We start from the raw sequence: 13,975 nt of genomic DNA on the forward strand, positions 1-13,975 counted from the left end.
TCGACGCGCCGGGACGCCGTCGGCTGGCGGAGTCGGAGACGATCAGATGGCTCAGTCAGAACGGGGCGACGGTCAAGAGGATGGCACGCCGTGGCCGCCGATCGGCCCGCGGCCGTCCTGGCCGCCCAGAAAGTTCGCGCTCAGCGGCACGGGCGGATGTTCGCGGTCTCCATTCAAATTGACGGATACGGCGATTGGCCTCAGAGCACGCCAACCAGGCCACAGTTTGACCGCCGTCGTGAGAGCCTAGGGAGCGCGCCAGGCGACGATTACCGTCAGCGTCGGTGGTGGCGGTTCAGTACCTCGATACCGTGCGCGCCAACGTCCCTCGACCTCCAGCATGGCGAACGGCGTTGTTGCCTGTGCGCGGGGCGGAAACAGCACGTAGCTAGTCTGTTGCTGGATCCGGTCCTGGTGTGCCAGGTACAGGCTGTGTCCTGTGGTATTCGTCACCGACTCGATTAGCACGTGGCGTGGATCTGGATATGTCGGTGTCACCGACGGATCCGTAGCCGTGGCGTCATAGTCAAGCGCTGCCGGATCCGACGGATCCTGCCGAACCAGGTTGACCGTCAGTTCCCCTGAAGTAGGTGGTGGCGGCGGCTCGACCGCGATGACCCCGTCCCGAAGTTGCCACCTTTCCCCAAACCACTCGACCCCGTCCTGCACCATCCGCCAGCAGAATGGGTACTGCCCGGGGTTGGCCGGAGCTCGCGCGGTGAAGGTGAATTCGACGCCGTCGCCGAACCCCGGAACCGAATGAGGCAGGGCGACCCGCGACAGCCCCCAAGTCATGTTGTCGGCGGGAAGCCACGATCCGAGCCGATAACGCGCATCCGAGGTCCACGTGGTGCTGTCGGTGATGTTCCAATAGGTCACGTTAGCTTGGAACGTCTCGTTAGCAGTGGCCCGGAATAGGCCGTCGCGATACGGAAGGTCGACGTGGGCACGCACGACCCAACAGGCGTGATCTGCCTCCGAGTCTTGAGTCCATTGAAAGGTCACCCGAGATCCGGGAGCAAGTCGATCGAGGCCACCGAGCGCATACCGATACTGTGTCAGGAACTTTGCCTTTCGGAGCTCTATGTCCTGTCCATTGTTAACCTGGTGAGCCCAGAGCGCAACAGAATCCGACGTCCGGGTGCCCTCAGTCCAGATTTCCCAGCCGCTACCGTGAGGTTCACCGTCGGGCACGTACAGGCCCTTCCACCAGGTGATTCCCTCGCCGGCGACCAGTCGAAATTCGACAGCGTCCGGTGCAACTGTGTCGGCTTCGATCGACACGTTGATGAGGTCGTCGTCCGCAAGAAGGTGATCGAACGACTCCCAGTAAACCCTGGTGACGATAATACTCACCTCTTCATGATGTATTAGTTGGCCGGATGGCTCGCCTCTTGCTCTTCGGAACGTAGCTTGATAGTCATGTGCAAAGACCATTCTGGTCAATGGCAGTGGACCCCGGCGGACAGCACAACGAAACTCCATTGGTGGCGGTCAGTGAGACGACCGGAGGGTTGCATTCTACGACTCCATTGACACAAATACCCCACTTGGCGTTTGGATTGGCGGCGCGCCAAAGTGACCAACCCGGCACTGCTGGGACTGTAAATAAATCACGGCAGCCGGAACAGCAGTCGGTGGCTGTTACTGAACATGGAATGTTCAGACAGCACAGCGTGTTTAACGGAATGCATTGTCCGCCGCAGTCCTTCAGGTCAGCCTGGCATTCACAGACACCGTTAATACATGTTCGGTCGGTCGGGCACGGCTGGTTGCAGCCGCCGCAGTGCGCGTCGTCCCAGTAGGTTGAGATGCACGAGTTGTTACAGCAGGCCATCCCTGTTGGACAGCAGACACCATTGCAGCATTCGCGGCCGTTGGGGCAGCACGAGTTGATGCACGGTGGATTGGCGCAACAGTCCCTGGTGCCGCTCGGGCATCGGCAGGTGCCGCTTACGCAGTTCCTGCCATTTTTGCTTATGCAATTATCTCCGCAGTCTGAACAGTTGGTGTCCGTACCTAGCTTTGTAGGGGTGCATTGAGGGTGACAGCACTTCTCGCCCAGCTGAATGGCGCGGCCGCAGCTGCCGCAATTGGCGTCACTGCAGATGTTGGTGCAAGTTCCGTCGCAGCAGAGTTCCTCGAAAGCGTCGCACGGCTCGGCATCGCAGGAGCCGCAGAACAGCTCATCGGTCTTCAAGTCGGCGCAGTAGCCGCCGCAGTCGTACAACCCTTCTGGGCATCGGCATTGGCAGCTCTTCGGGTCCCGGGTCATCCGGTAGTCAGGGCACGGCGTGGCTGGACATTCGCATCGGCATGTGGCCGGATTCAACGGCTTGTGCAGTGGGCACAGGGTGAGCGGGCAGTCGCAACTACAGTTGGACAGGTTGAACACGTGGGCCGCGTCGCACGGTGGTAGGCAGTTGCCCGCGCATGCGATCTGGTCGGGAGGGCAGCAGGTCCCTATCGGGTCTCCGACCGGTCTCGCCAAGTCGGGGCGACACCACCCGGCCCCAGACGGGCAGCCGTATTGGTCGGAGCACGCGCGTAGGCCGTCGGCGTTGGCGGTTGTACATGCGGCACCTTCCCGAGCCAGGCAGCTCTGGCAGTAGGGGTCGTTTGTGTTGCCAAGCGAGCAGCCAGCTGCCCAGCATGCGCTGGTGACTCGCCGCCGACAGTACTCGAAGTCGATCAGTACGCTATGTTCGCAGGAAGCAAGCGCGATGTTGTTACACGATTTTGCGGCGCCCCATGCTGCGGTGCCGACGCTGGGGTGAGGGATTCCGACGATGCCGAATGGTGCCAGCGCGCTGGTGGCGGTGAACCGGGGCAGCAAGTGCATGGGTTCACCACCGTCAGTCGTATACGGCTGTCAGCGAAGTTGCGAGAAACGGGAATCGGTCGGTGACGTCAATGAGGCACTGGTAGCGTTCGACCACGTCGGTCCGCCGCTCTCGAAACACCACCCTGATCGCCACCAACTGCCGTGTGCCTGGGCTGGCCGACGCCCGCACTTCGAAGCCCAGGAAAGACTTGTTGTCGCGCTGCGCTGCGAACACAAGGTGGTACAGCTGTGCGTAACGCAGCGCAGCATAGTTCCGCGCGCGGTCCTCGTCAGTCAGTCCCCAGTTGCCAGAACGCCGGGTCAGACGCACGAACACATCGTTCGCTGCGCGACGGGCGTCGTCCTTGAGCTCTTCATCGACCTCAGCCACAAGCGCTTCGATGAACTCGTCTACGGTGAAAGTGAGCATGTGGTCGACCGACACCAGCGGTAGACCGGTCGCCACGCACGGATCGCTCGGATCGGCCGGGCGCGCGACACCCACGATGGCTTGAACCGTGCGGTCGGTGTCTTCTTGGGAAGGTAACGCCTGCACCAGGCGGGTCGCATTCTCTGCGTCCGCGCACCTGAGCATGAACGTCTCGACCTCGCTGGTAGCGAATACCCAACACATTAGCGGCGCAAGGTACGCGTTCTCCGCCCGGACCAGGACCGCCCGGAGTTGGTCGGTCCCGATCAACTCGTTGGCTGCGATCCCGCCCGCGGCCTGGGCGAACTCCTTTTCCACGCCGAGGTCGGGGAACCGGGGTACTAGCCGACCGATCGCATAGACCCACCGGCCGATCTCTGGGCCTGATCGCGTTGGCCCGGCCGTGGCCTGGATCGGGCGGTCCATGGCAGGTACGCCAGGAAGTTGACTTGCCTCGCTGGTCCGGTCTCCGCTGGCGGGGGAGGAGGGATGCGTCATTGCCGCGGCCTAAATTGCATCCACTCGTTCAGTCGGGCGGCTCGCTGCGCGCACCCGCCACACGGGCGGACACCTGCAGCAATAGTGACACGCTTGACGATGTCTCCGAGGCCCGTCGGCTCGGGAACAAGGAAGCGCGGGAGCCGCACGGTACGAGGCTGCGGTCTGTCTTGGTTCGCCATCGAAACCTCCACTGTTGCAACAACCCCAGCATCACACGGTTTGCAAGTTGTCGATAGGTCCGGTCGTGGTCAACCACACCCGGAATGCTCGGATCTACTTGGCGCGCGGCGACGGGCCGGATCGCCACCAACGCCTGCCTGGGCTGGCTTTCCGCCGTTCAGAGCCTGCGCGACCCAGCGACGATGTGCGGCGCTGAAGCCTACCCGGCCGCTACGGGCGGTGCGGGTGGTCACGACTGGATCCGGCTTGCGCCTCATGTGTTGTGTTGCCTTGCAACATCCCAGTCTGGTCCAGCGACGTTGATGGGTATGACCGACGATGCGATGCCAGGGCCTGATAACCCCGGTGTGCCAAATCCGTCGCGGGCCGCCGAGGCAGCGCGGCGGGCGCGGCTGCGAGAGTTGACGCCGAAGACTATGTGGATGACCGCGGCTGTCATCGCGGTACTGACCGCCGGCGCTGTGCTGGTGCTGTGGTGGCCAGCGACCGCCGGGCTCACTGGCAAAGACCTGGTGACCGCGCGGCTGGACGCGCTAAAGATCGGACTGAGTATCGGAATCGGCAGCGGCGGCATAGTCGCGCTGTACCTATCCTGGCGTCGGCAGCAGTCCACCGAGGCCGACCTCGACAACCGAGAACGCGCACTTCAACACCAGCAGGCGTCCCATGCGGCTGATTTGGCACAGCGGGACGCGGTCGCCGACGCCACTAAACATGACGCGGCAGAGCGGCGGCTGACCGAGCTGTACCTCAAAGCTGTCGAGCAACTCGGCTCTCCGCAAGCCGCGGTCCGCCACGGTGGCCTCTACGCCCTCGAACGCGTTGCCCAGGACAACCCACCCCAGCGGCAAACAGTGGTCAACGTCATCTGCGCCTACCTCCGCAACCCCTACATCCCGCCGGTGGAGACGAGCGCGCAACGGCGCCTGGGCGTGCGGCGCCCACTGCTGCGCTCGGCAGCCCCTCACCCCTCGACACCGCGCCCTGACGCCCAAGCCCGAGTAGTTCAGCTGCAAGAACGCGAGGTGCGGCTGACAGCACAAGGGATCCTGCAGCGTCATCTGCATCCCGGGGAGGACCCCGAACACGATCTCTTCTGGAGTGGCATCGACCTCGATCTCACTGGCGCCACTCTTATCAACTTTTCCCTTAAGTCTTGCAAAGTCCGCGACGTCAGTTTTCGGAACGCAGTGTTTGTCGTCTTCGGCTCGTTTATTGACACGACGTTCGACGGGACTGCCTGGTTCGATGAGGCGACGTTCGTCGGCCCAGCCTCGTTTGCCGAGGCGACGTTCGCCGACGCCGCCGTATTCGGTGGCGCTACGTTCGCCAAAGGTGCTGATTTCAACCACGCGACGTTCGCCGGTGCCGCCACGTTCCGCAAAGCGGAGTTCGCCGGCGTCACTGTGTTCAACTTGGCAAACTTCGCCGATGTGACGGTGTTCGAAAGAGCAACGTTCGTCGACCGCGCCGTGTTCACATATGCGACGTTCGCCGGCTTCACTGAATTCTGCTTGGCTACCTTTCTTGACACCGCCGAGTTCTCCGGAGCGAGGTTTACCGGACGCGCGGGATTCGCCGAGGCGATTTTCGCTGGCGGCGCCCGGTTCGAGGGAGCTACCTACGAGGGGCGTGCGTTCAGTCCGGTTGCGAGCGATATCACACGGCATGAGGAGGATTCCGATACCGGATGAGATTCGGTCTGGCGCAGATATTTGGCAAGCGAAAGATGCGGCCTCCGTTAGTGGTGTCTGAGCCACCACATCGGCAGGTGGTTCGATCCGCAGTGCAGGCGTGTCCTGGTGCGCGAGCACCAACTTGCCGGTACTGGCTGTGCCCCATCTGGGCCCGGAAAGCGGCCGCTTCCTGCCTGTCTGTCGGGTTTGCGCTCAGCTGAGCCCGGCACCGCCGGCTGCTGCTGCGCGGGCCGAGACCCGGCTGACGCCGTGGTGCCGGCGCGGGAGTCGACGTTTACGTCGAGCTGAAGCACGGTTGACCCCGTCCACACCCGTCCTGCCCGAATCCGCCGCGTGGTAGCGCCGCCTACGCCCGCGGCTGTGGCGTGATCGAACCCAGGCCACGGTCTGAACCGATAACTCCCTCTAGTCTGAGGAGTGCTCGTTCAAGATGGTTATTCGTTTCTAGACGTCGTCGCCGTTCGCGAGCTTCATGCAAGAGTAGTGGAACGGACTGCTCAGCTGCACACCACCCGGCCAGCACTGGGTCGCGCAGAATGCCCGGGCAGCCACTGACTCGCCGATTGTGGTCGTCGACCGCCGATAGCACGAGCCTCGTGCCGACGCCGCTGCGACGAGTACCGCGCCGAATCCGCGGCGGTGGTAGGAGGCATCGACCTGAACCGGACCGACCACGCCTCTCTGGTCGATTCCGCACAACCACAGGTCGAGGACACCAATCTGCTCACTCCGTAGTTGCAGCACGACGTGGCCCCACGCCGGCCCTTCTCGCCGGCGGCCTCGCGATCAGAGCGTGTTCGGCGTGCGTCCGCGGCGTTTCGTGCGCGAATTGCAGATCGATCTCGAACCAGGTCGACCTGGGCAAACCAAGCGTCTGGCACAGGTTTCAGCTCGAGGTCGACACATAGATCGAGTGGTCATAGCCAATGGTCCGTCCCGCGACATCGAGATCATGCCCGTTGAAACAGCGCTCATAATCAACCGCCGGTCGCGCCGACAGACCACTGTCCGACCTCAGGCTGCCGCCCGCCAGCCCAGCGGTCAACGGTCACGCTCCAGCCGGGTCCACAAGCAGAGTTGTGCACCGCCGGTCATAGCCGAAGCAGAACCGTCGGACCTCGAGGCGTGGAACATCCGGGGCGTCTAGTGCGACCCTCATAGGCATGACCGACGACTCCGCGCCGCCGCCCTCGAGCACGAGCGTTCCTGCGTCACCGTCATCCGGCGCGTCGGCCCAGAGGGCACGGCTGCGGGAGTTGTCGCCGAAGGCGATGTGGCTGATCGCGGCCGTGATCGCCGTGCTGACTGTGGCTGCGGTTGTTGTGTTGTGGTGGCCGGCGACCGCCGGACTCAACGGCCCTGACCTGGTGTCGGCGCGGCTGGACGCACTGAAGGTTGGTTTGAGCGTCGCGGTCGGCAGCGGCGGTGCTGTCGCGCTGTACCTATCTTGGCGGCGCCAGGACTCCGCTGAACGCACGCTCGCTCACCAAGAACATGATTCGGCTGAGCGGCGATTGACCGAGCTGTATCTCAAAGCCGTCGAGCAACTCGGCTCGCCGCAGGCCGCGGTCCGCCACGGCGGCCTCTACGCCCTCGAACGCGTCGCCCAGGACAATTCACACCAGCGGCAGACCGTGGTGAACGTCATCTGCGCGTATCTCCGCAATCCCTACGTCCCGCCGTCGGAGACAGGTCAACCACGCCCGCTGGGTATCCGACGCCCGCTGGTGCAATCTGTCACCGCCACCCGCTCCGCGCCTACGCCATCCCTTGATGGTGGCCGCGAAGCTCTGCTGCAGGAACGCGAGGTCCGCCTCACCGCCCAACGCATCCTGCAACTGCACCTACACGCCGGACCTGACCCTGACCTTCCTATACCCAGCTTCTGGCACGACATCTACCTGGACCTCACCGGCGCCATCCTCATCAACTTCTCCCTCCAGGCCTGCGCACTCGCAACAGCAACCTTCGACGGCGCGACCTTCACCGGCTACGCTCAGTTCGACAGGGCGACTTTCACCGGCGATGCCGGGTTCGGCGACGCGACCTTCACGGGCCACGCTCAGTTCGACAGGGCGACCTTCACTGGCGATGCCGGGTTCGGCGGGGCGACCTTTTACGGCGACGCCAGGTTCGGCGACGCGACCTTCACGGGCCACGCTCAGTTCGACAGGGCAACCTTCACCCGCTACGCCGGGTTCGGCGACGCGACCTTCACCGGCGATTCCCAGTTCAACAGGGCGACCTTCACTCGCTACGCCAAGTTCGGCGGGGCGACCTTCTACGGTGACGCCAGGTTCACGAGGGCGACCTTCGCCGGCGACGCCGGGTTCGGCGACGCGACCTTTTACGGCGACGCCAGGTTCGGCGACGCGACCTTCGCCGGCCACGCCGAATTCGGCGGGGCGACCTTCGAGAGCTACGCCGGGTTCGTCGGGGCGGCCTTCACCCGCGACCCTGGGTCAGTTGGGGCGACCTTCAGAGACTACGCCCCGTTTGGCGGGGCGAACTTCACCGGCGACGCAAAGCTCAACGAGGCGCTCCGAACCACCAGCGCGTGGCTCGACGAGGCGATCCGAGAGGTGCGCTCCTCTGACCCGACTGCTCACGACGCACTGCCACCTGACGAGACGCCTCCCAGTTCGGAAGGAAGCGCCCCTTGAGGCCGCGACTTCCTGTGACCGACTGCACGAGTCCGTGGCGGGCCACCCAGTGGTCGTAGCTGACGGTCTGCGCGCTCGCGGCCAGGTGGTGCTTGCGGTTCAGGCACCTCGTGTGCGTGCCCGCGGGGCGGACTGGTAGCCCGCTGTCGGTGTCGGGGCGGTGCCTGCCCGCCGCCCTTCATCGTGGTCAACGGTCACGCTCCAACCAGGTCCACAAGCAGAGGGTGCAGTGCAGCCGGTAGCGGTGGCTGAAGGGGCGGGTCATGCCGTAGTGGACGAGGAAGTCCCCGCGCAGGCAGTTGGCGGGGATGCCGGTGCCGGGGCGAAGGGGGATCAGGTCGCCGAATTCGCCGCGCGCGCCCGAGCGCGGACCGCCGACTGTAGGTTCTCGGCTCGCGTGACATGTTGATCTCGTTTGACCTGTGCGTTCCTGAGCTGTCTCACGGCGACGTCGCCATGATCAGTCTCAGTGCACATGTCGTTTCCTCATTGACGGCGTCGTTACTGTGAGTGTGTTACGCAAGCGAGCCGCCGTGCGACAGGTGGTGTATGAGTCGGTTGCGCGGAGCGCGATGGTGGCACGGGCTCGTGTCGGTGATCGTCGCCGCCGGAGTCGGAGTGTTAACGAATCTGGCCACCGGCGAATTCTCGTGGGCGTTGACGGTGGCCTTGGTCGTGCTGGTGATGGTCCAGGTGGCGTTGTCAGTATGGCAAGCACGACGCGACCAGCAGGATCTGCGGGATGCACGCGACGCGACGCTGGGGCCTCTGCGGCCGCCCGCGCCGATCTTTGCGGCCCATGAGACTGCCCCTGGACACAACGATGCGGGCTCCGAAGCGCGGGGTGTGGTGCATTGGCTGACCGCTCCGTTCAGTCCTACCCCGTTGTGGGGCCGGAGCGCCGTCCACGGCCGGCTTGTGGCGTGGTGCGAACACCGTGATCCGCGGACTGAGGTGGCGAGGGTGATAACCGGCCCGGCTGGGGTGGGCAAGAGCCGTCTGGCTCTGGCGGTGGCGGAGTCTCTGCTCGGCAAGGGTTGGGCGGCCGGTCGCCTACAGGGTGATGGAGCGGGGCTGGTCGAGCGGATCGTCGCTGCCGGCGACCCGACGCTGGTGATTGTCGACGACGCCGAGCGTGTTGGTGCTCCTGTACTGGAGGCTCTGCTCGGTGGCGCGATACGCCATCCCGATCTGGTCCGGGTGGTGTTGCTTGCTCGTACGGCTGCGGCAGTGCCGGTGCTGTCTGACACTGTCTTGCCGCATCTAAGGCGAGTCGAGACGCTGGAGCCCGTTGGTGAGGCCAGCGACCGGCAGCGCTGGTACGGCGAGGCCGTCCGGGCCTACGCCCGCACGCTGGATGACTCCCCGCCGGATTTGCTGGATCGTCCGGTCGGGTCGGAGGACGATACGCCGCTGGTGCTACACGCGCGTGCGCTGCTGGCGGTGCTGGGGCGCATCCATACCCGCACCCAGCCGCCGTCCGAGCTGTTCACCGAGCTGGTCGCGCTGGAACAACGCGGCTGGGCCGCCGACCTGCCGCGACTGCCTGTGGGGTGTGACGTGGACACACTCGCCGAAGCCTTGACGGTGCTGCTGCTGTCGCCTGCCGCTGATCTTGCGGAGGCAGCGACATTGCTGCGTCGGTTACCTCAGTTCGCGCACGATACTGCGCAGGAGTCCCGTATCGCCGTTGCCGGCTGGGTGCACCGACGCTACCCACCAGGGCCTGACCACCGGCCGGACCTGGTTCCTCACCTCGTCGCCGATCGCTTGGTCCTTGACACCCTTCGCCGCTGCCCGCAGCTGCTGCGCGAGCAGGATGTTCTTTCCGCAGCGCCGGTCCTAGTGCGTGCCTGCACCACCTACGATGATGCGCTCGAACAGCTCACCATCCTGCTCGCCCACCAAACCAGCCAGCTCCCCGAAGCACTTGCCGTGATCCTGGCCACCGGCGTCACCAGCCACCTACTTGATCACGCTCTGGCAGATTTGATCGGCACCGACGTCGCCGATGACCTCCGCGCCCGCGAACGATTTCTCGTGCTCATCCCGCCGGCAACGTTCCCCCACCTGCGCATCGCCTGTAGTCAGCTACTCATCACCCACCATCGCGAACAAGTTGAGACCGAGCCTGACCGGTATCGCCCTGACCTCGCCAGCTCGCTGAACAACCTCGGGACCTACCTGCAGGAGGTCGGCCGGTATCGGGAGGCTTTGGGGGCCACTGAAGAGGCCGTCACGATCTACCGTGGGCTGGCCGAGGCGGAGCCTGATCGGTATCGCCCTGACCTCGCCAGCTCGCTGCACAACCTCGGGGCCTACCTGCAGGCGGTGGGCCGGTATCGGGAGGCTTTGGGGTTCGCTGAAGAGGCGGTCACGATCTGCCGTGGGCTGGCCGAGGCGGAGCCTGATCGGTATCGCCCTGACCTCGCCAGCTCGCTGAACAACCTCGGGAACTATCTGCGGGATGTGGGCCAGCGTCGGGAGGCTTTGGGGGCCGGTGAAGAGGGCGTCACGATATATCGTGGGCTGGCCGAGGCGGAGCCTGATCGGTATCGCCCTGACCTCGCCCGCTCGCTGAACAACCTCGGGACCTACCTGCGCGAGGTGGGCCAGCGTCGGGAGGCTTTGGGGGCCGGTGAAGAGGGCGTCACGATATATCGTGGGCTGGCCGAGGCGGAGCCTGATCGGTATCGCCCTGACCTCGCCAGCTCGCTGGACAACCTCGGGACCTACCTGCGGGAGGTGGGGCGGAGTCGGGAGGCTTTGGGGGCTACTGAACAGGCCGTCACGATCCGTCGTGGGCTGGCCGAGGCGGAGCCTGATCGTTACCGCTCTGACCTCGCCCGCTCGCTGGACAACCTCGGGACCTACCTGCGGGAGGTGGGCCGGTATCGGGAGGCTTTGGGGGCTACTGAAGAGGCCGTCACGATATATCGTGGGCTGGCCGAGGCGGAGCCTGATCGTTACCGCTCTGACCTCGCCCGCTCGCTGCACAACCTTGGGACCCCCTTGCGGGAGGTGGGCCGGTATCGGGAGGCTTTGGGGGCTACTGAAGAGGCCGTCACGATCCGTCGTGGGCTGGCCGAGGCGGAGCCTGATCGTTACCGCCCTGACCTCGCCAGCTCGCTGCACAACCTCGGGGCCTACCTGCGGGACGTGGGGCGGAATCGGGAGGCTTTGGGGTTCGCTGAAGAGGCCGTCACGATCCGTCGTGGGCTGGTCGAGGCGGAGCCTGATCGTTACCGCCCCGACCTCGCCCGCTCGTTGCGCAATCTCGGGATCTATCGACAGGAGGGTAACGACATCGACGGCGCGCTCATTGCCAGACGTGAAGCGCTGGCAGTGTGGAGAGCCTGCAGTGAAAAAGATCCACAGCTTTACGAAGGACGGTACCGAAGCGAACTGGCGCACCTTTGTCAGCAGTTGGACCTTCTCGGCCGCCATGACGAAGCAGCAGCTCTCAGTCTCGATGCGCCGGTCTCACCCATTGACCGCGCCTACGACGCATGAAGTCCTCCGCGGTCAGACAGCACCCGGTGGTGGCGTATGCGTACCAGTTGAGCCGCTGGATGTCTGGAGACACCACGCGGCCCAATATCAATCTGCGCTGCACAGAATCTCACGTGAGTGTCGTTGACGACATTCACACGACACGACCGGTGAGATTTCGACACAAATCGTGAGACCCTACACCGACTGTAGGGTCTCACGGCGTGTGACATGTCGATCTTGTGTGACGTGTGCGCTCCTGAGCTGTCTCACGGCGATGTCGCCATGATCAGTCTCTGTGCACATGTCATTTTCTCACTGACGGTGCCTTTACTGTGGGTGTGTTACGCAAGCGAGCCGCCGGGCGACAGATGGTGTATGAGTCGGTTGCGCGGGATGCGATGGTGGCACGGGCTCGTGTCGGTGGTCGTTGCTGCCGGGGTCGGAGTGTTAACAAATCTGGCTACCGGCGGGTTCTCGTGGGCGTTGACCGTATTCTTGGTCGTGCTGGTGGTGGTCCAGGTGGCCTTGTCAGTGTGGCAAGCGGGGCGCGACCAGCAGGATCTGCGGGCTGCGCGTGATGCGATGCTGGGGCCTCTGCGGCCGCCCGCGCCCGACCTTGCGGCCGATGAGACTGCCCCTGGACACAACGATGCGGGTTCCGGAGCGCGAGGCGTAGTGCATTGGCTGACCGCCTCGTTCAGTCCTACGCCGTTGTGGGGCCGGAACGCCGTCCATGACCGGCTGGTGGCGTGGTGCGAACACCGTGATCCGCGGGCTGAGGTGGCGAGGCTGGTGGTCGGCCCGGCCGGGGTGGGCAAGAGTCGTCTGGCTTTGGCGGTGGCGGAGTCTCTGCTCAGCAAGGGATGGGCGGCTGGTCGCCTGCAGGGTGATGGAGCGGGGCTGGTCGAGCGGATCGTCGCTGCCGGCGACCCGACGCTGGTGATTGTCGACGACGCCGACCGCGTCGCCGCCGGTGTACTGGAAGCTCTGCTCGGTGGCGCGATCCGCCACCCGGGTCTGGTCCGCGTGCTGTTGCTTGCCCGTACTGCTGCGGCAGTACCGGTGCTATCCGACACGGTCTTACCGCATCTGAGGCGGATCGAGACACTCGAACCCGTTGGCGAGGCCAGCGACCGGCAGCGCTGGTACGGCGAGGCCGTCCGAGCCTACGCCCGCACCCTGCAGGTCTCCCCGCCAGACGTGCCGGATCGCCCGGTCGGGGCGGAAGACGATACGCCGCTGGTGCTGCACGCTCGTGCGCTGCTAGCGGTGCTGGGGCGCATCCATTCCCGCACCCAGCCAGCGGCCGAGCTGTTCACCGAGCTGGTCGCCCTGGAACAACGCGGCTGGGCCGCCGACCTGCCGCGTCTGCCTGTGGGGTGTGACGTGGACACACTCGCCGAAGCCCTGACGGTGCTGCTGCTGTCACCGGCCGCCGATGTTGAGGAGGCCGCGACGCTGCTGAGGCGGCTACTTCAGTTCGCCCACGACACTGCTCAGGAATCCCGCATCGCAATTGCCGGCTGGGTGCACCGACGCTACCCACTGGGGCCAGATCACCGGCCCAACTTGGTTCCGCACTTCGTCGCCGAACGCCTGGTCCTTGACACCCTTTGCCGGTGCCCACATCTGCTGCGAGATCAGGATGCTCCTGCCGCGGCGCCGGTGCTAGCTCGCGCCTACACCACGTACGAAGATGCGCTCGAGCAGCTCACCATTCTGCTCGCCCACCAAATCAGCCAGGTTCCTGAAGCGCTGGTCGTAATCCTGGCCACCGGTGTCACCGGCCACCTACTTGACCGCGCTCTGGCAGGTTTGATCACCACCGACGTCGCCGACGACATCCGCGCCCGCGAACGGCTTCTCGAACTCAACCCGCCGGCAGCGTTTCCCCACCTGAGTGCTGCTCATAGCCAGTTACTCGTCACCCAGCACCGCGCACAGGTCGAGTCTGAGCCTAATAGGTATCGTCCTGACCTCGCCGACTCTCTGGTCGGGCTCGGGCACAACCTGTGGACGATCGGGCGGTATCGGGAAGCCCTGGAGGCGACTGAAGAGGCCGTCACGATCTACCGTGGGCTGGCCGACGTCGAGCCTGATCGGTACCTCTCTGACCTCGCCAAGTCCCTGAGGAACCTCGAGGCCAGTCTGGGGGAGGTGGGGCGGCATCGGGAAGGCCTGGAGC

6 protein-coding genes are annotated in these 13,975 nt (G+C 64.9%); 4 read left to right on the forward strand and 2 right to left on the reverse strand.

All coding sequences use genetic code 11. The features are described 5' to 3' along the window. Positions 1-246: 246 nt before the first annotated feature. Both ACERZO_RS48145 and ACERZO_RS48150 read right to left on the reverse strand, forming a co-directional pair. Positions 247-1,356 carry a hypothetical protein gene (locus tag ACERZO_RS48145; protein WP_372672732.1) on the reverse strand — a complete coding sequence of 370 codons (1,110 nt, stop codon included), beginning with the start codon at positions 1,354-1,356 and terminating at the stop codon, positions 247-249. Between the two features lie 1,499 nt (positions 1,357-2,855). Further along, positions 2,856-3,680, reverse strand: coding sequence for a cyanobactin maturation protease PatG family protein (locus ACERZO_RS48150; RefSeq protein ID WP_372672733.1), 825 nt, complete (start codon positions 3,678-3,680; stop codon positions 2,856-2,858). 563 nt (positions 3,681-4,243) lie between these two features. Between ACERZO_RS48150 and ACERZO_RS48155 the strand changes: the two genes are divergently transcribed. The 4 genes from ACERZO_RS48155 to ACERZO_RS48170 all read left to right on the forward strand — a co-directional run. Further along, positions 4,244-5,629: a pentapeptide repeat-containing protein gene (locus ACERZO_RS48155; RefSeq protein WP_372672734.1), complete on the forward strand. Its 1,386-nt coding sequence runs from the start codon at positions 4,244-4,246 to the stop codon at positions 5,627-5,629. A gap of 1,166 nt (positions 5,630-6,795) precedes the next feature. After that, a complete protein-coding gene (locus ACERZO_RS48160) occupies positions 6,796-8,295 on the forward strand; it encodes a pentapeptide repeat-containing protein (RefSeq protein ID WP_372672736.1) in 1,500 nt (499 codons plus the stop codon). 588 nt (positions 8,296-8,883) lie between these two features. Further along, complete coding sequence (locus tag ACERZO_RS48165; protein WP_372672737.1) at positions 8,884-11,808, forward strand: tetratricopeptide repeat protein; 2,925 nt, start codon at positions 8,884-8,886, stop codon at positions 11,806-11,808. A 396-nt stretch (positions 11,809-12,204) separates the two neighbouring features. Further along, a partial coding sequence (locus ACERZO_RS48170) for a hypothetical protein (RefSeq protein WP_372672738.1) occupies positions 12,205-13,975 on the forward strand: 1,771 nt, incomplete at its 3' end.

It is taken from the genome of Amycolatopsis kentuckyensis (assembly GCF_041679295.1).
Lineage (GTDB): Bacteria > Actinomycetota > Actinomycetes > Mycobacteriales > Pseudonocardiaceae > Amycolatopsis > Amycolatopsis kentuckyensis_A.